The following is a 24,052-nucleotide window of genomic DNA, read 5'->3' on the forward strand; positions in this document are numbered from 1 at the left end:
ATGCTCTGGGGTGGCTGGGACTTCATCATTCCGTCACCACCCGATTTTCCATGCTGTTCGCCAGGTGCTGCGGCCTTAGCGCGACTCGCTGGCGGGTTGCTCCTTCCTCCAACTTTCCCGGCTTGAATTCCTTATGTATCGGAACAAAAAGGTCAGTGTTGTCGTACCAGCGTTCAATGAAGAAACCCAGATCGATCGGGTCATTGACACGATGCCGGAATGGGTGGACCAAATTGTCATCGTCAACGACCGCAGCAAGGATCGAACGTCCGAGGTGGTGCGCGCCAACGCGCACTTTTCGACGGGGCGCATTCAGTTGATCGAGCATGAGGTGAACCAGGGAGTGGGTGGGGCAATCGCAACAGGCTACATGTGGTCGCGCGACAACGGTATCGACGTGACTGTGGTGATGGCCGGCGACGGGCAGATGGACCCTGCCGACCTGCCGGCCATTCTGGACCCTGTCGTGGACGACGAGGCCGACTACACCAAGGGCAATCGACTGGTGACAGGTGAGGCCTTTCAGAAGATTCCCAAGATCCGGTTCTTTGGCAACTCCATCCTCTCGCTGCTCACCAAGATCGTGTCTGGCTACTGGCATGTGGCGGATTCCCAGACTGGTTACACCGCGATCAATGCTCAGGCCCTCGAGGCCATCGACTGGGACCGCATGTACAAGCGCTACGGTCAGCCCAACGATTTGCTGGTGAAGCTCAATGTCGAGGGCATGCGTGTCGTTGACGTGCCCATCGAGCCGGTGTACGACGTGGGTGAGAAATCGGGCATCCGCGTGCGCAAGGTGGTTTTCACCATTGGGTCGCTTCTCGTCAGGTTGTTCTTCTGGCGCCTGAAGGAAAAGTACGTCATTCGCAACTTCCACCCGCTCGTGTTTTTCTACGCCTTTGGCTTCTTCGGCGTGGCTTTGAGCGCCGTCATGTTCATCCGGTTGATCGCGCTGTGGATCAGTCTGGGTCAAATCCCCGAGATCACATTCCTCAGTTGGCTGTTCTCGTTCTCTCTTGGCTTCAACTCGTTGTTCTTTGCCATGTGGTTTGACTATGAGGAGAACAAGCACTTGAATCCCCCATTGCGCAGTCGGGATGTGAGGGCGCGCAAGCGCGCAGCCTGACTCGCATGGTGAAGGGGCTCGTCCAGGCCATTGCCACCAGCCTGCGGCAGCATAAGCTGTCGCAGGACATCGCATACAGCCTGTGCAGCTTTGCCGTCCTGGCTGTCAGTGGCATCGTCATCAACATCATCATCACGTCGGTTCGCGACGCTGCTGCCCTGGGCGTGTTCAATCTCGCGTATGCGGTGTACATAGTTGCATCGCAAGTGGCCACCTGGGGGTTGCACTATTCCGTTCTCCGTCATGGGGCCTATCACGCTGACGATCTGCGCGAGCGCACAGCGCTGGTGAGCACGGCAGGGCTGTGTGCGCTTGCGTTCGGGTGCGCCGCTTCCGGCGTGCTGTGGTGGGCAGAACCGCTGTTTGCCCGATTGTTCAGCAGCGAAGCAGCGGGGGCTGCCGTGGCCTTCAGCGCTGCGGGACTGGCGCTCTTTCCGCTTAACAAAGTGTTGTTGGCTTATCTGAACGCACTGCGCTGCATGCGCGCCCATGCCGTGCTGCAAGCGTTGCGCTACATCCTTGTGATGGTCGGCGTGGCATTCGTGGCTGCCTCCGACTGGCCTGCAGCGGCGGCCACGCTGTCTTTCGTGGTAGCCGAAGCGGTGACCTGCCTTTCGGTTCTCACGTTCATTGGCTGGACGCACTTGAGCCAGTGGCCTCGTTTCTCGATGGCGTGGTGTCGGCGCCACCTTGCGTTTGGCAGCAAGAGCCTGCCCGCCGGCATGTTTACCGAAGTGAACTCGCGCGTCGACGTGCTCATGATTGGTGTTTTCCTCACGGATCGGGCGGTGGGCATCTACAGCTTCGCCGCCATGCTGGTGGATGGGGCGTATCACGTGCTGGCAATGGTGCGTTTGAACTTCAATCCCGTGCTGGTCGCCGCGCTCAAGCAGGGCGATTGGAGCCGCCTGCGCAGCCTGCGTTTACTGTCGGCGCGATATGCGGTTCTTGCCACACTGACCTTGTCTCTGTGCCTCTTGGCAGCCTACTGGATTGCCGACGCGTGGATCGTTCCGGGTAAGGGCCTGGCCGAAGGGCTGCCCTCGCTGATCATCCTGCTGATTGGATTGAACCTGATCGCCACCTGGGTGCCATTCGACAACCTCATGCTGGTGTCAGGACACCCCGGTTATCAGACACTTCAGCAGCTGATCGCTGTTGGCGTCAATGTGGCCTGTGCTGCCTGGCTTCTGCCGTTGTGGGGGCTGGAAGGTGCTGCCATGGGCACGGCCTTGAGCTACGTGACTGGCATCGCCGTTCTGTTCATACTCGCCCGTCGCAAGCTCGGCTGGCACCTCGTTTCCAATACCTTTCGGGACTGACCATGTGTGGCATTTTTGGAGTTCTTCTTCAGCGGGGTGCGCCGATAGAGCGTGACGCTGTCGAGTCGTTGATGTCCCGTCTCTATGTGCTCTCGGAGAGTCGCGGAAAAGAGTCTGCGGGCCTGCACGCCTATCTGCCTTCCAAGAGGCTGGCGTGGACCGTCAAGGGAACTCAGTCTGCCGCCGATTTCCTCAAGACAGATTCTTTCCGGGACGCGATGGGGGCGGTGATGCTTGGGGCTTACGGCGTCGGCGCTGCGCCTCAGGAGCCTTTGGTGTTGCTGGCCCACTCCCGTCTCGTGACCAACGGCACGGCGGCCTTGCCGCAGAACAACCAACCGGTGCGTTCTGGTCGAGTCAGCGTGATTCACAACGGCATCGTGGTCAATGTGGATACGCTTTGGGCTGCTCACGCTGAACTCCAGCGCTTTGCCGAGGTGGACACCGAGGTGCTTGCTGCCATGCTGGATGCATCTCTGCGTGGCGGCGCAGGGTCGGCGCAGGCGACTCGGCGAATCTACGGGGCCCTCAAAGGCGCCGCCTCGATGGCCTGGGTCCACGATGGCCTGCCGCTCGTGACCCTGGCCACCAACACGGGCGACATCTACCTCGCCATGGACCGGCAGTCACAAATGTTGGTGTTCGCCTCTGAACGCTACATCCTGGAACAGGTTCTTCGCGCGGCTGGGCCGGAAGATCGCGTGCCGAAGGTCGATGCCATCGAGTGGCTGAGCGCCGGCAATGCACTGTGCTTCGACGTGGGAGGCGCAATGGCGCCGCAGCGCCATGTGCTGGCGCAGGAGGCGCTGCTTGCTGATGACCCGGCCCCCCCTTTGGCTGAGCCCGGCCTGTCGGCCGCAAGCACGGTGCACCACGACAGTTTCACCGGTCGCGTCGAAGCGATCGGTGTGCTGACCCGCCTGGCCGACGAGTCGCTGGTCCGATATGGAGAGGCCAGCGTCCGTGCCTTGCGCCGGTGCACTCGCTGCGTCTTGCCCGAGACCTTTCCCTTTATCGCTTTTGACCACGGAGGGGTCTGCAATTACTGTCGCAGCTATCGGCCACGCTATGGCGGCATGCACCCGGAAGAGACCCGCAAGAGTTTCATCGCGTCCCTGGAGCGTTATCGCCGCAACACGGCGGGTCCCGATGCGATCGTACCGTTCAGCGGTGGGCGCGACAGCAGTTACGGCCTGCATCTGATCAAGAAAGAGTTTGGCCTCAAGCCGGTCACTTTCACGTACGACTGGGGCATGGTGACGGATCTTGCGCGTCGGAACGTCGCCCGATTGTGTGGTCAGCTGGGTATTCAGAACATCCTTGTCTCGGCCGACATCAAAACCAAGCGCGACAACATCCGCAAGAATGTCAGCGCTTGGCTCAGGCAGCCTGATCTGGGCATGGTGCCGCTGTTCATGGCGGGCGACAAACACTTTTTTCGGGTCGTCAACGAACTCAAGCGTCAGACCGGCATCCAGCTCGATCTCTGGTGCGCCAATCCCTTGGAGAACACCGATTTCAAATCCGGCTTCTGCAATGTGTCGCCAGACTTCGACAAGAAGCGGCTGGACTATCTGACGTTGGGGCGCAAGGCGCGCCTGGCTGGCTATTACGCCTCCCGTTTCCTGAAGAATCCGCGCTACCTCAACAGCTCGCTGCAAGACACTTTTGGTGCTTTCCTTGCCTACTACGTGGAGCCCCGGCATGACTTCTATTTCATGTTTGATCACTTCATCTGGAACGAGGACGAGGTCAATCGCACCCTGTTGGGAGAGTACGAGTGGGAGCTTTCGCCAGACTCACCGAGCACCTGGCGTATTGGCGATGGCACCGCGCCGTTCTACAACTACAACTACATCTACATGACGGCGCGAGGATTCACCGAATTCGACACGTTCCGCAGCAACCAGATCCGAGAAGGGCAAATCACCCGTGAACAGGCGATGGAGTCGATCATGGTGGAGAACCGGCCCCGGGTTCCTTCGCTGCGTTGGTACCTGGACACCATCAATCTGGACTTCAACGACACCATCCGTCGTATCAACACACTCGACACCCTGGGACTGCATCGATGAGCAAAGTGGGCCTCGCCATGCATCGATGGAGTCTGCGTCGCGCCATCCTACTTTGCAGCGCCGTCCTGGTGACCACCCTCCTGGGGGCTTGCAGCGCCGATGCACCATCGCCGGCCGTGGTGGAGGCCGAACTCCGCAGGCTGGGGGCCGATCTGCACGGGCGCATCGATCCTGCCCATCCTGGCAGGGGCACGACGGACTATCCCGGCAACACGGCGGAGGATGTGCCCAAGTCGTATGCGATGGTGCTGCTGGCCGAACTCGATCGGAGGGACGCGGTCCTGAAGCCGGAGAACAAGAACATGGCGGCGGCAGCGGGTCGATGGCTGCTGGATCATGCAGATGAAAACGGCGATGGGGTGATCGGCTGGGGTGTGCCTGTGGCGTGGGACGCCTACGGCGACGGCTCTGTCAACCCCGCGAGCACCGAATACACGATCTCGACCGCGATTGTGGTCGATGCCCTGCTCACGTGGAGTGAGCGCGACGCCGATGCGCCCGCACGGGAAATCATGGACACGATCGATCGCGCGCTGCTGCCCTACCTGGACAGGGCGATGCGCTCGCCCAGTGGTCTGATCCCCTATTCCTTGCGGGTCTCCGACCGTCCCTACAACACCTTCAACCCGGCTGCCTATCTGGCGGGGCAATTGCAACGGTTCAGCCGCAAGACGCAGGATCCCATGCGTCAGATGCAGCTGCGCACTGTGGCTGACGACACGATGCGGGTGATGCTGGAACACCGCCAGGACTCGCCCTTGAAAGGGCGTTGGTACTGGAACTATTCCGTGCAAGAAGAGGTTGCAAATGACCTGCCACATGCGGGGTACATCATTGATGGCATTCGCACCTACATGGCCTTCGAGGGCCGGCTGGGAGAGCAGTTCGATCGCTTCGCCGTGCTCGACCACTTGCGGGATTTTCCCGTGGGAGGTGAGACGGTGCGTGCATGGCCATCGTTCCGGCGCGATGTGACCATGCCCGCCCGTTCCTATGACCTGGGCTTCGCGCTCCACCTGGTGTGCTCGGAGCCGTACGTTTCCGATCTGCGTGACACCATGCTGGCCATCCTGCCCAGGTACCGCAATGCTCAAGGCCAGTACACCAAGTACCCAGCGGGCACCGAGGGCCAGGAAGTTTTGTCGGTGGCGGAGTACGAGGCGTATCTTTATCGCGGCGTCATGACGTGTCTGAGTTCGCTGATGAAATCGGCTGTTGTGACGGCGGGCGCAGACCGACCGCTGCACGCGTCCGAGAATACCCGCCGGCTGGTGAATCGCGACGTGGCCGTGACCCATCGCGCTTCGGCGGCAGTACCTCTGCTGGGCGCGGCACTGGGGGCCGTGACCAGCGACGAGCGCGCAATGTCTGTGATCCACGCGCCCGCTGGAGGCATGCAGAAGTTTCCTGAGCCGGGCGTACCGCTGGCCTGGTTTGAATCGCCAACGTCTCGCCATGCCCTGTTCAGGCAGTTTCCTTCGGATCGGCTGCTGCTTCAGCGGTACGGTGCTGACGGTCGAGCCGAGTGCTCGGTGCCGGTGCAGCATGCGGGGCCTGCCCAAGCCAATCCGATCCTTCGCGCGGCCACAGTTCATGGCGAGCGACTGTATGTGGTCTATTACGACAATCCGGGTTCCGCCAACTGGCTGGTGAGCTGGCCGCTCGCGACGCTGTGCACCGCCAGAATGGCTGCCCCTATCAAGCTGCCTTCGCTGGAGGACCCCGCTGGATCGACGTACGAAATGATTCCAGCCCTGCGATTTCTCTCACAGGGTGACCGCCTGTACCTTGTGGGTGGAACCCTTGAAGCCCAGGTAGAGGGTACCGGACTGGTGACGCGGCGCGTGGAGGGATGCCGCCATGTGATCGAGTCTGCCATCACGCCCAGGGGCCCTGCACACCTTTGCGTTGCAGCTGAAACAGGTCCCTCGGGCGCACGAGGTTTCAAGGTGGTGGCCCCCGATGGTGTAGACCCACCCTCCGTTGACCCCGCGCTGGGCGTGCCTTGGGGTCTTTCATGGTCTGTACGTCGCCTGCAGATTGACCACGCACGGTCGCCCGAACAATTGGGCCAGCTGTTCGCTCGGGATTTTCTCGCCACGCAACACCGTGGGTGGTTCGAGTTCGCCATCAACAATGACGAGGGCCGTATTCCCTGGTCTCAGATCTACTACCTGAACGGATTGATGGATTTGATTGCCGTGGCGCGGCGCAGCGATGGCGCCCATCGCGTTTTCGGCCCGCTGATCGCGGACGTGCGACAAAGACTGGATATGGAGATCGCGCTGATCGATCAACATCAGGCCGCTGGCCGCTACCGCACGCGCGCTTTCACCGTGGACCGCAGTCAGGCGCTTTTTGCCGTGCAGACCGCTCGCCTTTTGCTTCTTTTCCAGCGGTACCGATCCGAGGTGCCGGGGGCGCTGCCTCTGGCGTCCTTTGAAAGCCTTGAGCGGGACGTGCTGAGCCTGAAGGATCACATCGAAGTCCTGTCGCGCGAGGGTGAAACCGAACAGTGGCTCGCGTCCGGGCGTGCCCATCTGCGGTGGCCCAAAGGCAGCAAGTTCTATTTCGATGGCCTGCCGGTGCCTTTCAATCACCAGAATGAGTGGGCGTATGCGGTGGCAGAGAGCGCAGACCCGGTGCGCGACGCCGCGCCACTGGCCGCAGCGCGTGAGATCGTCCAGCACTTCATGGACCGTGTGGCTCCCGGCGGGAAGTTGCCAGCGACAGGCGTCTGGGACTATTGGTGGGGGCGTGCGCACGATGGTTGGGCTGCGGCAGACCGGGTGTCTGACAACAAGCCGGCTTACCCCGGCGACAAGGGCAAGGCCTGGATATCCTTTCGCACCATCGACGCGATGGCCCTGTTGTCGGTGAGTCGGCAGGCAGACCCTGCCGCTCACGCCAATGCACTGGAATCCGCCGCGGACCTCACCAGCAAAGGCATGTTGTATCCCTTGGCCAACCAGGCACTGGCGGTGCACACCGGCCGCATCCACCTGCAGCCCGAAGTTGCTGGCGAATACGCGCGCTTGACCTCACCCTGGGAGTTGGCGAACGTGGTCTGGAGCCTGGCTCGGCTGGCACCGGACGGCCAAAGATGAGACCCGCTAGCGAGATGAGCGTGTCGACAGGCTCCTTGCGAGCGGACCAGAGGCCTCGATGAATCACCCTGTTGACTGGAGCATGTTGGCGCTGCTTGTGCTGGTGTCCACTTTTGTCGGGGACGGCATCGCACGCGCGGTGCCCTGGCGCAGCCCGAATCACGAGCACCGGCTGCGATGGCCGCTGGCGGCGGCATTGGCACCGTTTCTACTGGGGCTGGTGACCGTGGGCACCCTTCTGGTGGCCGATGGCGCTTCGTCCTCCGCTCACCTCGGGATCATCGGCGCTGTGCTGTCGCTGATCGGCGGGGTGCTGAGGTTCCGTGCCCCTCGAACCGTGCACGTGGTGGCAGCCGAATATTTTGGCCCTCGCGGCGTTCTTGGATGGTCGCTGGCGGTGATGCTGGCAATCTGCGTGTGCGCCCTTTTGTACCTGGCGCTGGCACTTCCCCTGACGGAAAACGACTCGCTTGAATACGGTCTGGTGGGGCGTGCCATCTACGAGTCGCACAGCTTGCGTGTCTATCCGCTGCTCGACCCCGACCAAGCAGCGTCAGGTTTTTTCGCACCATGGACCCACCCGCCGCTCTACACCAGCCTGATCTATCTGACCTACGTGCTGGAGGGAAGTGCGAAACATGCCCTGCTGATGAAGTTCCTGGCGCCATGGTTCATGCTGACGGCCGCCTGGGGCGTGTTTGCCCTGGGCCGCTTGCACGGGCGCAACTCCGCCTGGGTCGCGGCTTTGCTGTTCATGACCACGCCATTGCTGTCCGTGGGCGCGCAGACGGCAGCCATCGATGCCCTGCCCGTGGCGGGCATGGTGTTGATGATGCTGGCACTCATCGGTTTCGATCCGGAGCGAAGGAGCGCGCCGATCTACACCGGACTGCTGGTCGGCCTCGCCTTGTGGACGCATTCCCAGGCCATTCTGTACATCCCCATCCTGGTCGGAACGGTCATCATTTCGGGAGGTCTTCGCGCGTGGCGTTCGTCCACGGTGTTTGTTCTCATTGCCCTCTTGACCATCGCCTGCGTAGCCGCTTTTCCCTACGGCCGCAACCTGGCGATCTATGGCTCCGTGATCTCGGACAATCCGGTGGTGTTTGCTCTGCCGAGCCTGGACTGGGACAGCTATTTCAAGTACGCCCGCTCCATCTATGACTGGAGCACGCGCCTTCAGTACGGGGTTCTCAAAGGACTGCTCAGCCTGAGGAGTTTCGGACTGGTGTTCTGGATGGGGCTGGTGGCCATTGCATACCTGTTGTTCTCGGGCACATTGCGACGCTGGCTGTCCCAGCTCGTCAGTGCGCCGAGAAGTCAGTGGGAACCGATGGGCCCGACCCTGGTGTCCCTGTGCATCTGTGGCATCTACTTCGCCGGCGTGCTCCTTTCGCTGGCCGTAGGCACCGATCTGATGGTCAAGAACGACCGCTATCTCCTGGTGACGGTGCCAGCGGTGTCGGTGGTGGCGGCTTGCGGCTGGACGGATGTCTTCTCGCGGTTCTGGTCGGTTTGGATGGGCCCTCGGACCGGTGCAGGGAAGCGGCTCGTGACGAAGCTGACACTCTCACTGCCGCTGGCCTTTCATGCATCGGTATTCCTGCTGTTTGCCAATCTGGTGCAGTGGGGGCAGTTGTTCAACCTGAAGGGCCTGGCGGCCGACTTCATGCCCCGACAGGTTTACGGCATGGTGTTCGCTGGCGAATCACCGCGGACCCTCGCGCATCTCGGCGACCTGGTCATCGATGATCCAGCAGAGAACATTCCGGGCATCGGGATCGCCAGAAACCTGCATGCCGATGTGCCTTCTGACAAGAAGTTGCTGGCCATCCGTCCCGCCGACATGTTCTACACAGAACGGCGAATGGTCAGCTACCTCGACCCGAAAATGGTGCCGGTTTACGGTGAACGTGATCCAGCTCGATTCGTGTCGAAGCTCAAGGAGCTGGGCATCGAGTATGTCCAGGCCCCTAACTACTTCATACCACCGGTCTCCAACTCTGCCTTGATGGCCGTCCTGGCTCAACCCGACCTCTCCACCTTGGTGCGCGATGTGTATGCACACCAGCTGTATCGACTGACGCCCGATGACCATGCCGGCTCGCCCGGCGCGGGATCGCTGTCGATGGATCTCTCCCGCAGGACCTGGGTCGAATACCCCAGTGTGGGAACTGGGCGCCTTTCACTGGCCATCCGCAGTATGGGTCGACAGGTTGATGGCCTGCCCTATTCCAACCACTCTTCCTCGGTTTTTCTGCCTGCCAGCTACAGTCACACATTGGAACTGGGCGGAGGCCAGCCGCATGATCCCGCGGCAAACGAGCCGATCGCGGTTGAGCCGGGCGGGGAATACACATTCACTCTGGATGTGGAGGGCGATGGCTTCATTCGAATCTGGATCAGCCAGTTGAGTTCGCCGGATGTCGAACTCAGGCGAGGTGACCTGATGGGCGACTTTGCCCTATCTTCTGAGGTGCCTCATTTGAAATTCCAGCGCCGGTTTCGCGTCATGGAAGGAGCGCGCTATGTGCGAGTCGCCATTCAGCGTCTCGGTATCTCCCGGCTGACCGTCAAGCATGCAGACCTGCGGCTATTGAAGGGCCAGTCTGCTCGCTGAGGCTCGGTCGTCTAGGGCCGGAGCGTGGACACGAGGAGGCTCATGGCGGCCGCCAGCACGATCCATCCCAGGCATACAGGCACAGCATGGCGGCTCGATTCGAGAAAGCGCTTCCAGTCCAGGCCGGTGCGCCACAGGATGGTGAGCAGGTACAGCAGGTAGAACAGGAAGCCCGACACGGCATACCACTCCGATACGTGGAGCGGCGAAAGAGACGCTGCCAGCCAAACCATGCCAGCTCGAAGCGCCAGGCCGACTAGCTGAAGTGCAAACGCCAGTCGCTGATGCCCGGTGACGTGCAGCCCCATTGAGATAGGGGTACTGAGAAACTGCAGAATGAACCAGGGTGTCATCCAGGCCACCAGCACGCCGGCACGTTCCCAGCCTGCACCGAAGATGAGGCCGAAAATCGCAGGTGAGACGATGCCCACGGCAAGCAGCGGACCGATCCCGGTTTTCAGCAAACCGCCCAACACCTCTGCCGTGAATTCGCCCAGCTGCCCCTGGCGGTGCTTGTGGGCGGCGCCGGCAAGGTACACCTGTCCCACCGCCGCGCCTACCAGGGCCATAGGCGCCTGCATGACATAGGTGGCCAGCATGAGGTAGCCGGCTTCCGTTGGTGCGGCGAGAGCCGCGATCATGATCACTGGCAGGTGGATGGCAGCGCTGTTGCACAGCGCCTCGAAGGTGGAGTATTTGGGGAAGCGGTCGTAGCGCTGGAAGGTCAGGCGAAGCTCACGCCATGTCAGTCGCTTGAAGGCGGCACGGGTTGCGTGGTCAGCCAGCAGGCGGTAGCCCAGAAAAAGGCATGCTGCGCCGGTGTTCATCGTGTGCCCAAGCAGGAGGCCGCCCGGCCCCACCGCCAGCGCGCCCGAGGCAATCTGCGTGCTCGCGCTCGCGGTCGATTGCGCAACGCGGCTTTTGGCGATCAGCGCAAACGCCTTCTCGCGCACGAACCACATCTGCAGCGCGCTGTAGCCTCCCCCCAGCAGAACGCTGACGGGCAACAGCCACAGGTAGGCCTGGAGCCCGGACTGGTTGAGCCAGTGTGCGATCCGGCTGGGCGCTACCAGCACGGCAATCAGCACGACAAACGAGCAGGCGAGCGCCGTGCCGAGTGCCAGGGCAAGAAGCCTCAGCGCTTCCTCATCTTCTTCTGGCAGAGCGACAGCGACATCGAATCGCAGGCAGGCGACCACGGAAATGATGGACACCAGACCGGCGAAGACCGCTAGCAGGCTGAAGTCTGCCGGGGTGTAAAGGCGTGACAACACGGGCAACGCGGCAGCCGTGATGCCGTGTCCCAGCGCGGTGCCGCCCACCAATACCGCCACGGAGCGCAGGAAACTCATGCGAGTGGGCGGCGGTGGGCCGCTTTCTTCATGCGGCCTGAAGGGTCTGCAGGCAACCGGCAACGCGCTCCTGATCGGCTTGCGACAGGTGAGGCCCCATGGGCAGGCTGAGGACTTTCTCGGCCACGGCATCACCCACCGGCAACACGGCGCTCGGGTCGGCGACAGCGGGCTGCCGGTTCACCGGAATGGGATAGTGGACGGCCGTGGGAATACCCGATGCATTGAGGCGGGCTTGCACGTTGTCTCTATTCTTGACCTGCACGGTGTACTGTGCCCAGGCCGACACACTGTGCGGCTCCACCCAGGGTGTGATCAATTCGTTCGAAGGGGCCAGCAGCTGAGCGTAGCGCTGGGCCACCACTTGACGCTGAGCAATCTCGGCGTCCAGCACAGCGAGTTTGGGCAGCAACACGGCCGCCTGCAAGGTGTCAAGACGGCTGTTCACACCCACCCGGATATGGTGGTAACGGCGGTCCTGCCCATGGCGGGCGATCTGGCGCATCACCTTCGCCAGCTCATCGTCGTTCGTGAAAATGGCGCCGCCGTCGCCATAGCAACCCAGCGGTTTGCTGGGAAAGAAGCTGGCGCAGGCAATGGTCGTCAGGTTGCAGCTCTTGCGACCCTTGTAGGTCGCGCCAAAGCTCTGCGCCGCGTCCTCGATCACCGGGATGCCATGGCGCTCGGCGATCGCATTGATCGTGTCGTAGTCGGCGCACTGGCCGTACAGGCTCACCGGAATGATGGCCTTGGTGCGAGGCGTGATGGCGGCTTCCAGCAGAGTGGGATCGAGGTTGCAGGTCCGCGCGTCGACGTCCACATAGATCGGCCTGGCGCGCAGCAGTGCCACAGTCTCGGCGGTTGCGATGTAGGTGAAGCCGGGCGTGATCACTTCATCGCCGGGCCCGATACCCAGCGCCATCTGGGAGATCTGCAGCGCGTCGGTGCCGTTGGCAACCGTGATGCAATGCTTCGCGCCGGTGTAGGCAGCCAGGCGATCTTCGAGTTCACCCACTTCGGGGCCCAGAATGTACTGACCGTGGTCGAGCACGCGCTGGATGCCGGCATCAATGTCCGCCTTCAAGCGCTGGTACTGGGATTTGAGGTCGATGAAGTCCATGGCGTAATCGTGGTGTGAAGTTCAGGGTTCAAGCTGGCAGACGCCGTCCACCAAAAGGTAGCGTTGGCCGGTGTGCGGGCAGGTGGTGCTGGCGTTGCCATTCAAGGACAGGTCGAGTTGCTCGCCGTACTGGCTGCACCAGCCGATCTGGCGCGCAGGCACGCCGACCATCAACGCGTAGGCCGGCACGTCCTTGTTCACAACCGCCCCGGCTCCGATCAGCGCGAATTCTCCGACCGTCACTCCGCAAATGATGGTGCAATTTGCGCCCAGGGTGGCGCCCCGTCGCACCAGCGTCTCGCGGTACTCGTCCTTGCGCTCGATCAGCGCCCTGGGGTTGTAGACGTTGGTGAACACCATGCTGGGGCCGCAGAACACACCATCTTCCAGCGTGACGTTGTCGTACACGCTCACATTGTTCTGGATCTTGCAGCGATCGCCAATGAGTACCTTGTTGCCGACGAACACGTTTTGCCCCAAGGAGACACCGGCGCCGATGCGCGCGCCACTGCAGACGTGCACGAAGTGCCAGACGCGCGAACCTGCGCCGATGACAGCGCCGTCATCGACGATCGCGCTGGGGTGGACTGTGTAGCTCATGCTGGATCAACGCTGAAGGGACTTGGTTTGAAGGGTTGAATATATATCCGCAGCGAACAGGTGCCCGTATGTACTGGACCCGAGCTCGTTCAGGTGGTGATGGTCCATGTAGATCAATTGGTTGTTGTAGAACGGCTTGGCGCGAAAAAACTCCGCATCGCCATAGTCCAGGAAGCGGACATGGGGATAAGGCCGGGCTAGCTTCTGGATCACCATGTTGGCGGTCTCTGCGTCTGCGGACGAGCCAATGGAGGATTTCAGCCCCAGTTGGTTGAAGCGGACGGAACGAACCGGATTGCCCAGCAACATGGGGACCTGCGCCAGCACGATGACGGCTTGGTGCTGTCGGGCCGTGTCCTGAAAGAACGCGTCCAGGGCCTGGAGAAAGCGCGTGCTGCTCGCGTGCCGGGACCACATTCCGGCGACGATTACCGTGTGCACCGAGGGCCGCAGCGCGTTGATGAACTGGGCCTGGTTCTGGCAGGGTTGGCGGTCGTAGACGGGAATCCTGTCCAGGTCGAAGCCATTGATCGGCACGCAGTTGCTGGCCGAGACGACTTGAACGGCGAAACCCTTTTCTCGTCCCGCGATGTCAAAGGCTTGGTTGAGTTGTGCCGCGTGGCTGTCGCCCATGACCAAGGCCTGCGGCGCTGCACCGGGCACACCGCGCAGGCAGTCGCCCACCCTGCGTTCATGGCAGATCTGTGTGGGGTCGGCGTAGCGAAGGGTGGACGGCGTCATGGGATTGACGATGGACGCGTTCAAGCGATTGATCGTCATCAGCGGGAGTGCTACCAGGATTGCGACCAGCAGCAACCAGCGTGGCCAGCGCTGCCGACTGAACTGGAGTCGACGCGCGGGCGTCTCGATGAAAGACCACGAGAGCCAGGAGAGCAAAAGTGTGATGCCACTGAAACAGAGCCACAACACTGGGGTGAGTTCATAGGCCTGAGTGAGGTAACGCAAGAAGGCAAGCACGGGCCAGTGCCACAGGTAAAGGGAGAAAGACAGGCCACCCAGCCACACCATCGAGGGCGACATCAGCCATCTCGTTGCCCGCCCCTCTGCGCGACCCGCAATGACCAGCATGACACCCAGGCAAGGCCAAAGGCTCCACAGGCCCGGAAAACGCTGCTCAGAAATGAAAAACCATGAAGACACGATCAGGATCAGGCCGAAAAAGCTCGCGCTTGCGCGCTGTCGGGCGGTCCACGCGTTGCCGATGCCATGAAGCGCCACCAGGGAGCCCAGCAGGAATTCCGGTATTCGTGCGCTCAAGGAAAAATACGCTTCGCGCGAGCTCACCGGGTCGGCGAGTTGCCAGTGCGCAAACGCTAGACCTGCCACGATCAGCAGCAGGAACAGTGGCGTGAGCATGGGCCTGCGCAGCAGGACGAAGCACAACGGTAGCAGCAGATAGAACTGCATCTCGATGGCCAGCGACCAGGTGTGCAGCAACGCAAGTTCATGCGCTTCCGGCGCGAAATAGCCTTTGAAATTCGAGAAGAAGTGGTTGCTGGTGAACTTCAGCGATGAAGTCAGGCTGCGTTTGAACAGCGCGAAATCGGGCGGCAGAAACACAATGGCCGCCACCACCGCGCACACGAGCAGGGTGACCAAGTAGGCGGGCACGATTCGCTTGATGCGGCTCCAGTAGAACCCTGAGAGGGAGACCCTCCCTTCGTTTTTCAGCAGCAGGCTCGAGATGATGAAGCCCGAGATCACGAAAAACATGTCAACCCCCACAAATCCGCTCGGCAGCCAGGATTTGTCGAGGTGGAAAGCGATGACTGCCAGGACGGCGAGCGCGCGCAATCCCTGGATGTCCAGCCTGATGTCGTGCACGTTATGACTCGGCGGAGAGGCGGCCATGTGCTTGAACGACGGCCTGTCGCGTGCAATTCAGGCGAGTTGAAGCCGACTCAGGAAAGGATGGCCTTCGTCGCTGGCTGCGCGGACGGGAATGAACGTGCGGATGACGTCGACGGTTTCGATGCAGTGGCGCGCATCCTCCACGCCGTAACCACGACCAGCCAGGATCTCGCGGTAGCTGGTGGTGTGCAGATCGGTGAAGCCTTCGGAGAACTCCAGCTGCTCCCCGCTGATGTCGATGTTGCGGTAGGTCGTCTTCTTGCCCTTGACCTCATCCGGCAGATCGTTGGCGTCGATCGACAGGAACCAGCGGACCCGGGCGCGCTCGTATTCCAGATAGCCCGCGGCCTTGGCCTCACCACTGTGGTGAACGACGTTGCGCTGAAGTTTGCCGAAGATGAAGTGCAACATGTCGAAGAAGTGCACGCCGATGTTGGTGGCCACGCCGAAAGCCTTGCGTGGGTCGCCTTTCCAGCTTTCTCCATACCAACGTCCGCGCGAAGTGATGTAAGTGAGCTGGACATCGAACTTCGTGTTCGTTGGCGCAGCCGCCACTTTTTCCTTGAGCTTCAGGATGGCGTCGTGGTGGCGAAGCTGCAAGATGTTGAATACACGGCGTCCGGTCTCGCGTTCCAACAGGGCCAATTCATCAAGCAGCTCCGGCGTGGGCACCAGCGGCTTCTCGCAAATGACATCGCAGCCCAGCCGCAATCCTGCGGCGATGTGGGCATGGTGAAGGTAGTTGGGCGAGCAGATGGCCACGTAGTCCAGCGCCGTTTCAGGCTGCCGCTTGAGCTGGTTCGCGTACTCCTGGAACCGCTCGAATTCGGTGAAAAACTCGCTCTGCGGTGAGATGCTGTCAATGATGCCGACTGAATCGTTGATGTCGTAGGCGACGGCCAGATGGTGGCCCGTGTCCTTGATCGCGCGCATGTGGCGCGGTGCGATGTAGCCTGAAGCGCCGATGAGTGCGAAGTTCTTCATAGTGGTGCTTCAGAAGCGGAAAACATGGAAGCCCTGGGCGTCCAGGGCATGGCGGTCGTAGAGGCTCTTGAGATCTCCGATGACGGGAGCGTGGCTTTGCGAGCAAACTGAGCGCAAGGCGTGGGGGGCCAGCTCTCTGAACTGCTGGTGCCCCACGGCCACGATGAGGCTATCGACGGGACGGTCTGCGCCCAGCTTCTCCAATCGAATGCCGTACTCGCGAAACACCTCGGCCGGGTCCGCCCAAGGATCCTCCACCACGACCGTGACATTCCATCCCTGAAGCTCGCGCACCAGATCCACCACCTTGCTGTTGCGGATGTCCGGGCAGTTTTCCTTGAAGGTGATGCCCATCACGCCCACAGTGCTGCGTGCCACGTCGATACCGTTCTTCAGCATGCGGCGAATGATGCTGCGCGCCGCGTAGCGCGCCATGTTGTCATTGATGCGCCGTCCCGCGAGGATCACCTGCGGGTGGTAGCCAAGCTCTTCCGCCTTGTGCGTGAGGTAATAGGGATCCACGCCGATGCAATGCCCGCCCACCATGCCAGGCCTGAAGGGCAGAAAGTTCCACTTGCTCCCCGCCGCTTCGAGGACTTCAAGCGTGTCAATGCCGATGCGATCAAAGATAACGGAGAGCTCGTTGACGAAGGCAATGTTGAGGTCGCGCTGGCTGTTCTCGATGACCTTGGCCGCCTCGGCCACCTTCAGGCTGCTCGCCTTCCATGTTCCTGCCTTGATGATCTGCGAATAGAGGGCGTCGACCTCGGTCGCTACCTCCGGGGTGCTGCCGCTGACAATCTTTCGGATGGTGGTCAGGGTGTTGACCTTGTCGCCAGGGTTGATGCGCTCCGGGCTATAACCACAGAAGAAGTCCTTGTTGAACACAAGACCACTTTGGCTCTCCAGCACGGGGACGCAGACTTCTTCTGTGGCGCCAGGATAAACAGTGGATTCGTAGATCACCAGATCGCCGGCCTTGAGCGCGCGTCCCACCGTTTCACTGGCCTTTACAAGCGGCGTCATGTCAGGCCGATTGGCTTTGTCCACTGGGGTGGGCACCGTCACGATGAAAACCTGGGCGTCTCGAAGTTCTTCGGCATCGCAGCTGTAGAGCAGATGTTTGGCCAGGGCCAGCTCCTGTGGACTGCACTCAAGAGTGTGGTCACGGCCTTGCCGCAGCTCGTTCACGCGATGAGCGTCGATGTCAAAGCCCAGCACAGGGCGGTGCTTGGCGAACTCTACGGCCAATGGCAGGCCGACATAGCCCAAGCCGATCACAGCGATTTTCTTTTGATGCAGATTCATGTACAGATCGATGAGACGCAGAAGATTCAGATGTCGGACGCACTGAGAAATGCGCCCAGTTGGTCCTTGGGTGACAGCATCGGCTGCACACCTTCAGGCCACTTGATGCCGACGCCGGGGTCGTTCCACAAGATGCAGCGCTCATGCTGGGGCGCGTAGTAGTCGGTGGTTTTGTAGAGGAAGTCAGCCGTGTCGCTCAGTACCAGGAAGCCGTGGGCAAGTCCCGGAGGCACCCAGAGCTGGCGTTGATTGTCCTCGCTCAGTTCGCAGCCCACCCACTGTCCAAATGTTGGCGAGCCCTTGCGGATGTCGACCGCGACATCGAACACAGCGCCGCGCACCACGCGCACCAATTTGCCTTGCGGCTGCTGCACCTGGTAGTGCAGGCCGCGCAGCACCCCCCGGGTGCTGCGGCTGTGGTTGTCCTGCACGAAGCTCAAGTCCAGCCCCGTCGCTTCGTTGAACGCTCTCTGGTTGAAGCTCTCGAAAAAGAAGCCCCGCGCATCGCCGAACACTTTGGGTTCAATGATCAGCACGTCGGGAATTCGGGTGGGCGTGACGTTCATCGCAGCACCGGTTCATTCAGCAGCCGCAACAGATACTGCCCATACCCATTTTTGGCCAGAGGCTGCGCCAGCTTCTCGAGCTGCGCGCGGTCTATCCACCCGTTGCGCCAGGAGATCTCTTCGGGGCAGGCGATCTTCAGTCCCTGGCGGTGCTCCAGTGTGGCGATGAACTGGCTGGCCTCCAGCAGGCTGTCGTGCGTGCCGGTATCGAGCCAGGCGTAGCCGCGCTGCATGATCTGCACGCTCAGTTGGCCGCGATCCAGATAGGCCTGGTTCACCGCCGTGATCTCCAGTTCGCCTCGCGCACTGGGCTTGACGGCGCGTGCGATGTCGACCACCTGTTCGTCGTAGAAGTACAGGCCGGTCACAGCGTAGTTGCTTTGCGGCTTTGCAGGCTTTTCCTCGATGCTGCGTGCCTTGCCTGCGGCATCGAAAGCCACCACGCCGTAGCGTTCGGGATCGTTCACGTGGTAGGCGAACACGGTCGCGCCGCTGGGCTGGCGGTCGGCATCGGCCAGCAGCGTGGTGAAGTCGTGGCCGTAATAGATGTTGTCGCCCAGAACCAGGGCGCTGGGGTGATCGCCCAGAAAGTCGGCGCCAATGATGAAGGCCTGTGCCAGGCCATCCGGGCTGGGCTGCACCGCGTATTGCAGGCTCATCCCCCAGGCACTTCCGTCGCCCAGCAATTGCTGAAAGCGCGGGGTATCTTGTGGCGTGCTGATCACCAGCACCTCCCGGATGCCAGCCAGCATCAGGGTGGTCAGCGGGTAATAGATCATGGGCTTGTCGTACACCGGCAGCAGCTGCTTGCTGATGGCCAGCGTGGCCGGGTGCAGACGGGTGCCGGAGCCACCGGCGAGGATGATGCCTTTGCGCTGGAGGGTCATTTTTGTCCTGTGGGTCCGAGAATTTCGGCAAGCATACGCCGCACGCCCGTCTCCCAGCGCGGCAGACTGAGCCCGAAGGTCTGGCGCAGGCGGGTGGTGTCCAGTCGGGAGTTGAGTGGGCGCCGGGCGGCCGTGGGGTAGGCGCTGGTGGGAATGGGAAGAACCTCGCGCGCCCGCAGCGTCAGCTCGGGTTGCAGTTCGCGCGCCGTTTCGAGCACGAATCGGGCATAGCCATGCCAGGAGGTTTCGCCGGCGGCAGCCAGGTGGCAGGTGCCCAGGCAGGCAGGGTCGCGCACGGCCTGGCGAATGGCGTGGGCCGTCAAGTCGGCGATCAGGTCGGCGCCGGTGGGTGCACCGATCTGGTCGTCGATCACCTTGAGCTCTTCTCGTTCTTTGGCGAGGCGCAGCATGGTCCGGGCAAAGTTGCCGCCGCGCGCGGCATGGACCCAGCTGGTGCGCAGGATCAGGTGGCGGGCGCAGGCAGCCTGAATGCGTTGTTCGCCCTCCAGCTTGGTCTGCCCGTACACGCTGAGCGGGCCGGTCGTAGCGGTCTCCGAGCGCGGGGTATCACCGCTGCCATCGAACACGTAGTCTGTGGAAAAATGAACCATCAGGGCGCCGACCTCGTCGGCAGCCACGGCCAGCACGCCGGGGGCCAGGGCGTTGACGGCATGGGCGAGCTCGGGCTCGCTCTCGGCCTTGTCCACGGCGGTGTAGGCCGCTGCGTTCACCACCACGGCGGGGCGCAGCCGCAACACGGTTTCTCGCAGTTGATCGGGCTGGGAGAGGTCGGCATCGCGCCGATCCAGCGCCACCAGCTCACCCAGCGGGGCCAGGCTGCGTTGCAGCTCCCAGCCCACCTGGCCGTCCTTGCCGAGCAACAGAATCTTCATGCGGTGGCGGGCGTGCCGTACTGCGCCTGCACCCATTGGCGGTAAGCACCGCTCTGCACGCGTTCCACCCACCCAGGATGCTCCAAGTACCACTGCACCGTCTTGCGGATGCCGGTGGCAAAGGTTTCGGCGGGTTTCCAGCCCAGCTCGCGCTCGATCTTGCGCGCGTCGATGGCGTAGCGCCGGTCGTGGCCCGGGCGGTCCTTCACGTAGGTGATCTGGGTGGTGTACGAAGCGCCATCGGCGCGTGGGCGCAGCTCGTCGAGCAGGCTGCAGACGATGCGCACGATCTCGATGTTGGGCTGCTCGTTCCAGCCGCCCACGTTGTAGGTCTCACCCAGCCGGCCCCCCTTCAGCACGCAGCGGATGGCGCTGCAGTGGTCTTTCACGTAGAGCCAGTCGCGCACCTGCATGCCGTCGCCGTACACCGGCAGGGGTTTGCCCGCGAGGGCGTTCACGATCATCAGCGGGATGAGCTTTTCCGGGAAATGGTAGGGGCCGTAGTTGTTGCTGCAGTTGGTGGTGAGCACCGGCAGGCCATGGGTGTGATGCCAGGCGCGCACCAGGTGGTCGCTGGCGGCCTTGCTCGCTGAATAGGGGCTGTTGGGCTCGAAGCCATGCGTTTCGGTGAAGGCGGGCGCGTCGGGCGCCAGGCTGCCATACACCTCGTCGGTGCTGACATGCAGGAAGCGGAAGGCCGCACGGTCTGCTTCGGGCAGCGCGCCCCAGTAGGCGCGCACGGCCTCCAGCAGCCGGAAGGTGCCCAGAATATTGGTCTGGATGAAATCCTCGGCGCCGTGGATGGAGCGGTCGACATGGCTCTCGGCCGCGAAGTGCACCACCGCGCGCGGCCGGTGGGTGGCCAGCAGGCCAGACACCAGTGCGCTGTCGCCGATGTCGCCCTGCACGAACACATGGCGCGCGTCGCCCTGCAGGCTGGAGAGGCTCTCGAGGTTGCCGGCATAGGTCAGCTTGTCGAGGTTGACGACGGGCTCGTCATCCTGCGCAAGCCAGTCGAGCACGAAGTTGGCGCCGATGAAGCCGGCGCCACCAGTGACCAGAATCATGAGTCTTCCCTGTATTTGCGTGGGGGTGGATGCCCGACCGAGTATCCACCGCGCATTATCTTCGCTCCGTCGCCCGGTCCGGCGGCGGGGCTGTCACATTCAGTGACCGTGTGAAACCGTCTCGCCGGCCTTGAGGCGGTACACGGTGCCGCAATACGGGCACTTCGCCTGCCCTGTGGCGGCGACGTCCAGGTAGACCTTGGGATGGCTGTTCCACAGCTTCATGTCGGCCAGCGGGCTGGGGCAGAACACCCCGCCGTGGGCGTTGAGGTCGGTGGCCTTGAGTTCGATGGGGGCGGCTTGGCTCATGGCGTGTTCCTCAGACCTTGGACAACCAGGCGGCGTACTTGGGATTGCGGCCGTTCACGATGTCGAAAAACGCGCTCTGGATCTTTTCGGTGATGGGGCCGCGGCTGCCAGCGTAGTCGCCCTTGCCGAGCTCGATGCGGTCGAGTTCGCGGATAGGGGTGACTTCGGCGGCGGTACCGGTGAAGAAAGCTTCATCGGCAATGTAGACCTCGTCGCGCGTGATGCGTTTCTGCACGATCTCCAGGCCCAGGTCCTTGGCAATGTGGAACACCGTGTTGCGGGTGATGCCGTTGAGCGCGCCAGCGGAAAGGTCGGGCGTGTAGATCACACCGTTCTTCACCACGAAGATGTTCTCGCCGGCGCCTTCGCTCACAAAGCCAGAGGCGTCGAGCAGCAGGGCTTCGTCGTAGCCTTCGTCGGTCACTTCCATGTTGGCCAGGATGCTGTTGGTGTAGTTGCTCACCGCCTTGGCCTGCGTCATGGTGATGTTGACGTGGTGACGCGTGTAGCTGCTGGTCTTTACTCGAATGCCGCGCTTGAGCCCTTCTTCACCCAGGTAGGCGCCCCACGCCCACGCCGCCACCATCAGGTGGATGGTGTTGCCCTTCGGGGAAACGCCCAGCTTCTTGTCGCCGATCCAGGTCAGCGGGCGGATGTAGCAGCTCTCCAGCTTGTTCTCGCGCACCACGGCCTTCTGGGCTTCCATGGCCTCTTCCATGGAGAAAGGCAGCTTCATGCGCAGGATCTTGGCGCTGTTGAACAGGCGCTCGGTGTGCTCTTCCAGGCGAAAGATCGCGGTGCCACCCACCGCGTTGTAGGCCCGGACCCCTTCGAAAGCGCCGCAGCCGTAGTGCAGCGTGTGGGTCAGCACATGGATCTTGGCGTCGCGCCAGTCGACCATCTGGCCGTCCATCCAGATCTTGCCGTCGCGGTCGGACATCGAGGGAACGATGGGGCTCATGGGGGTCCTTTGGGTGGTTTTCAACGGCAGGCCGGCTGCCAAACCCAGGATTTTACGGCGCCGACGCGCCTTCTCCGTTCACGGACGCTTCCTCGGGCGAGGGTCGGTCCAGCTTCCAGCGCAACAGCCTGCCGCCCTGGAAATCGGCGGTCACGGTCGATCCGCCGTTGTCGGTCCAGCGGTACACCTCGGGCTCCACACCTTCTTCCGAGAGTCGCTCGCCCAGCGATTTTGTCTGGGCCGTCACATGCAGCAGGGTCAGGCCCGGGCGCATTCTGGCGTTGAGCATCACGGCGCTGGCCACATAGCCCAGCGGCTGGTTGGCTGCGCGTTTGAGCACCGTCATGAGGCGCGTCACATGCAGCAGCAGCCACATCATCAGGCCGCCACCGGCGGCGGCGAGGCCTGGCCAGCCATAGGCGCGGTGCGCCATGTACAGCAGCGCACCGGCCGCCAGGATCACGAGGGGTTTCTGTAGCTTCTGCATGGCCGACATTTTGTCAGCCCAAACCTCGGGCCACTTCCATGGCTTCTTCGATGCGTTCCACGCCGTGCACGGTCAGGCCCTCAAAAGCCTTGTCGCCCTTGCGGGGCAGGTTGGCCTTGGGCACCACAGCCACCGAGAAACCGAGTTTGGCGGCTTCCTTCAGGCGTTCCTGTCCGCGCGGGGCAGGGCGCACCTCGCCCGCCAGACCCACCTCGCCAAAGGCGATGAAGCCTTTGGGCAGCGCCCGACCGCGCAGGCTGGAGGTGATGGCGAGCATGACAGCCAGATCGGCCGCAGGCTCGCTGATGCGCACGCCACCCACCGCGTTGACGAACACGTCCTGGTCCATGCAGGCCACACCCGCGTGGCGGTGGAGCACCGCCAGCAGCATGGCCAGGCGGTCGCGGTCCAGGCCCACGGAGAGGCGGCGCGGGCTCGGGCCACCGCTGTCCACCAGCGCCTGAATTTCCACCAGCATGGGGCGTGTGCCTTCCAGCGTCACCATCACGCAACTGCCGGGCACGGGCTCTGAATGCTGCGAAAGAAAGATCGCGCTCGGGTTGCTCACCCCCTTCAGACCCTTCTCCGTCATGGCGAACACGCCGATCTCGTTGACCGCACCAAAGCGGTTCTTGATCGCGCGGATCAGCCGGAAGCTGCTGTGCGTGTCGCCCTCAAAATACAGCACCGTGTCCACCATGTGCTCCAGCACGCGCGGGCCAGCCAGCGCGCCTTCCTTGGTGACGTGGCCCACCAGCACGATGGCCGTGCCGCTGGCCTTGGCCGCCCGCGTCAGGTGCGCCGCGCATTCGCGCACCTGTGCCACCGAACCCGGCGCCGAGGTGAGCTGCTCGGAGTACACCGTCTGGATCGAGTCGATCACCGCGATCGTCGGTTGAGTGGCCTGCAACGTGGTCAGGATCTTCTCGAGCTGAATTTCGGCCAGCACGCTCACCTGAGACCCATCCAGACCGAGCCGGCGCGAACGCAGCGCCACTTGCGCACCGCTTTCCTCCCCGGTCACATAGAGCGTCTTCGAGCCGGCGCGCTGCAATGAATCCAGCGCCTGCAGCAGCAGCGTGGATTTGCCGATGCCCGGGTCGCCACCGATCAGCACCACGCCACCTTCCACGATACCGCCGCCCAGCACCCGGTCCAGCTCATCGTGGCCGGTCGGCGTGCGCTGCACATCGGTGGCGTCGATGTCGGCAAGGGTGGTGACCTCGGCGGTCTTCGCCAGCGAAGCGAAGCGGTTCTTCGATGGCGTGGTGGATTCCGGCACCGATTCGATGAGCGTGTTCCAGGCGTTGCAGTGCGGGCATTTGCCCAGCCACTTCGGGCTGCTGCCACCGCACTCGGTGCAGGTGTATTGGGTTTTGTCTTTGGCCATGTT

Annotated in this window: 19 protein-coding genes; 5 read left to right on the forward strand and 14 right to left on the reverse strand. The window is 62.4% G+C overall.

Features of this window, described 5'->3' with window-relative positions; translation table 11 throughout:
* Positions 1-133: 133 nt before the first annotated feature.
* The 5 genes from CAP37_RS20925 to CAP37_RS20945 all read left to right on the forward strand — a co-directional run bounded on the left by CAP37_RS20925 (position 134) and on the right by CAP37_RS20945 (position 10,253).
* Positions 134-1,129, forward strand: a complete 996-nt coding sequence (locus CAP37_RS20925; RefSeq protein ID WP_086126833.1) for a glycosyltransferase family 2 protein — start codon at positions 134-136, stop codon at positions 1,127-1,129.
* Positions 1,130-1,134: 5 nt separating this feature from the next.
* Positions 1,135-2,451, forward strand: a complete 1,317-nt coding sequence (locus CAP37_RS20930) for a lipopolysaccharide biosynthesis protein (protein ID WP_086126836.1) — start codon at positions 1,135-1,137, stop codon at positions 2,449-2,451.
* Positions 2,452-2,522: 71 nt separating this feature from the next.
* The gene (locus CAP37_RS20935; protein WP_179190311.1) at positions 2,523-4,526 is read left to right on the forward strand and encodes a hypothetical protein; all 2,004 of its coding nucleotides are present in this window, start codon (positions 2,523-2,525) and stop codon (positions 4,524-4,526) included.
* Between the two features lie 68 nt (positions 4,527-4,594).
* Positions 4,595-7,633 (forward strand): hypothetical protein, encoded by a 3,039-nt coding sequence (locus CAP37_RS20940; protein ID WP_143435999.1) that lies wholly within the window; start codon positions 4,595-4,597, stop codon positions 7,631-7,633.
* A 58-nt stretch (positions 7,634-7,691) separates the two neighbouring features.
* On the forward strand, positions 7,692-10,253 hold the full coding sequence (locus CAP37_RS20945; RefSeq protein ID WP_086126844.1) for a glycosyltransferase family 39 protein: 2,562 nt from the start codon (positions 7,692-7,694) through the stop codon (positions 10,251-10,253).
* A gap of 11 nt (positions 10,254-10,264) precedes the next feature.
* Here the strand turns inward: CAP37_RS20945 and CAP37_RS20950 are convergent, their stop codons facing one another.
* The 14 genes from CAP37_RS20950 to radA form a co-directional block, all read right to left on the reverse strand.
* Positions 10,265-11,605: a lipopolysaccharide biosynthesis protein gene (locus CAP37_RS20950; RefSeq protein ID WP_086126847.1), complete on the reverse strand. Its 1,341-nt coding sequence runs from the start codon at positions 11,603-11,605 to the stop codon at positions 10,265-10,267.
* A 28-nt stretch (positions 11,606-11,633) separates the two neighbouring features.
* Positions 11,634-12,725: a DegT/DnrJ/EryC1/StrS aminotransferase family protein gene (locus tag CAP37_RS20955; protein WP_086126850.1), complete on the reverse strand. Its 1,092-nt coding sequence runs from the start codon at positions 12,723-12,725 to the stop codon at positions 11,634-11,636.
* A 21-nt stretch (positions 12,726-12,746) separates the two neighbouring features.
* On the reverse strand, positions 12,747-13,325 hold the full coding sequence (locus CAP37_RS20960) for an acyltransferase (RefSeq protein WP_086126852.1): 579 nt from the start codon (positions 13,323-13,325) through the stop codon (positions 12,747-12,749).
* A gap of 6 nt (positions 13,326-13,331) precedes the next feature.
* Positions 13,332-15,197 carry an acyltransferase family protein gene (locus CAP37_RS20965; protein WP_086126855.1) on the reverse strand — a complete coding sequence of 622 codons (1,866 nt, stop codon included), beginning with the start codon at positions 15,195-15,197 and terminating at the stop codon, positions 13,332-13,334.
* A gap of 30 nt (positions 15,198-15,227) precedes the next feature.
* Positions 15,228-16,181: a Gfo/Idh/MocA family protein gene (locus CAP37_RS20970; protein ID WP_086126857.1), complete on the reverse strand. Its 954-nt coding sequence runs from the start codon at positions 16,179-16,181 to the stop codon at positions 15,228-15,230.
* Positions 16,182-16,190: 9 nt separating this feature from the next.
* Complete coding sequence (locus tag CAP37_RS20975; protein ID WP_086126859.1) at positions 16,191-17,489, reverse strand: nucleotide sugar dehydrogenase; 1,299 nt, start codon at positions 17,487-17,489, stop codon at positions 16,191-16,193.
* Positions 17,490-17,515: 26 nt separating this feature from the next.
* The gene (rfbC, locus tag CAP37_RS20980; protein ID WP_086126862.1) at positions 17,516-18,055 is read right to left on the reverse strand and encodes a dTDP-4-dehydrorhamnose 3,5-epimerase; all 540 of its coding nucleotides are present in this window, start codon (positions 18,053-18,055) and stop codon (positions 17,516-17,518) included.
* Complete coding sequence (gene rfbA, locus CAP37_RS20985) at positions 18,052-18,942, reverse strand: glucose-1-phosphate thymidylyltransferase RfbA (protein ID WP_086126865.1); 891 nt, start codon at positions 18,940-18,942, stop codon at positions 18,052-18,054. Before rfbA ends, rfbC begins: the two co-directional genes overlap by 4 nt.
* Positions 18,939-19,835, reverse strand: coding sequence for a dTDP-4-dehydrorhamnose reductase (gene rfbD / locus CAP37_RS20990; protein WP_086127193.1), 897 nt, complete (start codon positions 19,833-19,835; stop codon positions 18,939-18,941). The genes rfbA and rfbD overlap by 4 nt, the downstream gene beginning before the upstream one ends.
* Entirely contained in the window at positions 19,832-20,902 is a 1,071-nt protein-coding gene (gene rfbB, locus CAP37_RS20995; protein WP_086126867.1) for a dTDP-glucose 4,6-dehydratase, read from the reverse strand. Before rfbB ends, rfbD begins: the two co-directional genes overlap by 4 nt.
* Positions 20,903-21,001: 99 nt before the next feature.
* Positions 21,002-21,211, reverse strand: coding sequence for a zinc-finger domain-containing protein (locus CAP37_RS21000; protein ID WP_086126870.1), 210 nt, complete (start codon positions 21,209-21,211; stop codon positions 21,002-21,004).
* Between the two features lie 10 nt (positions 21,212-21,221).
* Positions 21,222-22,172: a branched-chain amino acid transaminase gene (locus tag CAP37_RS21005; protein ID WP_086126872.1), complete on the reverse strand. Its 951-nt coding sequence runs from the start codon at positions 22,170-22,172 to the stop codon at positions 21,222-21,224.
* A 52-nt stretch (positions 22,173-22,224) separates the two neighbouring features.
* Positions 22,225-22,659: a glycerate kinase gene (locus CAP37_RS21010; protein ID WP_086127195.1), complete on the reverse strand. Its 435-nt coding sequence runs from the start codon at positions 22,657-22,659 to the stop codon at positions 22,225-22,227.
* 13 nt (positions 22,660-22,672) lie between these two features.
* Entirely contained in the window at positions 22,673-24,049 is a 1,377-nt protein-coding gene (gene radA, locus CAP37_RS21015) for a DNA repair protein RadA (protein ID WP_086127197.1), read from the reverse strand.
* Between the last annotated feature and the right edge of the window lie 3 nt (positions 24,050-24,052).

The sequence above is a fragment of the Hydrogenophaga sp. IBVHS1 genome (assembly GCF_002127265.1).
Taxonomy (GTDB): Bacteria; Pseudomonadota; Gammaproteobacteria; order Burkholderiales; family Burkholderiaceae_C; genus Hydrogenophaga.

Excerpts from the sequence above, each read along its gene's own strand:
- radA (WP_086127197.1), bottom strand. The coding sequence starts at position 24,049 with ATGGCCAAAGACAAAACCCAATACACCTGCACCGAGTGCGGTGGCAGC.
- CAP37_RS20945 (WP_086126844.1), top strand. The coding sequence starts at position 7,692 with ATGAATCACCCTGTTGACTGGAGCATGTTGGCGCTGCTTGTGCTGGTG.
- CAP37_RS21000 (WP_086126870.1), bottom strand. The coding sequence starts at position 21,211 with ATGAGCCAAGCCGCCCCCATCGAACTCAAGGCCACCGACCTCAACGCC.
- CAP37_RS20975 (WP_086126859.1), bottom strand. The coding sequence starts at position 17,489 with ATGAATCTGCATCAAAAGAAAATCGCTGTGATCGGCTTGGGCTATGTC.
- CAP37_RS20960 (WP_086126852.1), bottom strand. The coding sequence starts at position 13,325 with ATGAGCTACACAGTCCACCCCAGCGCGATCGTCGATGACGGCGCTGTC.
- rfbD (WP_086127193.1), bottom strand. The coding sequence starts at position 19,835 with ATGAAGATTCTGTTGCTCGGCAAGGACGGCCAGGTGGGCTGGGAGCTG.
- rfbC (WP_086126862.1), bottom strand. The coding sequence starts at position 18,055 with ATGAACGTCACGCCCACCCGAATTCCCGACGTGCTGATCATTGAACCC.
- CAP37_RS20970 (WP_086126857.1), bottom strand. The coding sequence starts at position 16,181 with ATGAAGAACTTCGCACTCATCGGCGCTTCAGGCTACATCGCACCGCGC.
- CAP37_RS21005 (WP_086126872.1), bottom strand. The coding sequence starts at position 22,172 with ATGAGCCCCATCGTTCCCTCGATGTCCGACCGCGACGGCAAGATCTGG.
- CAP37_RS20965 (WP_086126855.1), bottom strand. The coding sequence starts at position 15,197 with ATGGCCGCCTCTCCGCCGAGTCATAACGTGCACGACATCAGGCTGGAC.
- CAP37_RS20925 (WP_086126833.1), top strand. The coding sequence starts at position 134 with ATGTATCGGAACAAAAAGGTCAGTGTTGTCGTACCAGCGTTCAATGAA.
- CAP37_RS20955 (WP_086126850.1), bottom strand. The coding sequence starts at position 12,725 with ATGGACTTCATCGACCTCAAATCCCAGTACCAGCGCTTGAAGGCGGAC.
- CAP37_RS21010 (WP_086127195.1), bottom strand. The coding sequence starts at position 22,659 with ATGCAGAAGCTACAGAAACCCCTCGTGATCCTGGCGGCCGGTGCGCTG.
- CAP37_RS20935 (WP_179190311.1), top strand. The coding sequence starts at position 2,523 with ATGTCCCGTCTCTATGTGCTCTCGGAGAGTCGCGGAAAAGAGTCTGCG.
- rfbB (WP_086126867.1), bottom strand. The coding sequence starts at position 20,902 with ATGATTCTGGTCACTGGTGGCGCCGGCTTCATCGGCGCCAACTTCGTG.
- rfbA (WP_086126865.1), bottom strand. The coding sequence starts at position 18,942 with ATGACCCTCCAGCGCAAAGGCATCATCCTCGCCGGTGGCTCCGGCACC.
- CAP37_RS20950 (WP_086126847.1), bottom strand. The coding sequence starts at position 11,605 with ATGAGTTTCCTGCGCTCCGTGGCGGTATTGGTGGGCGGCACCGCGCTG.
- CAP37_RS20930 (WP_086126836.1), top strand. The coding sequence starts at position 1,135 with ATGGTGAAGGGGCTCGTCCAGGCCATTGCCACCAGCCTGCGGCAGCAT.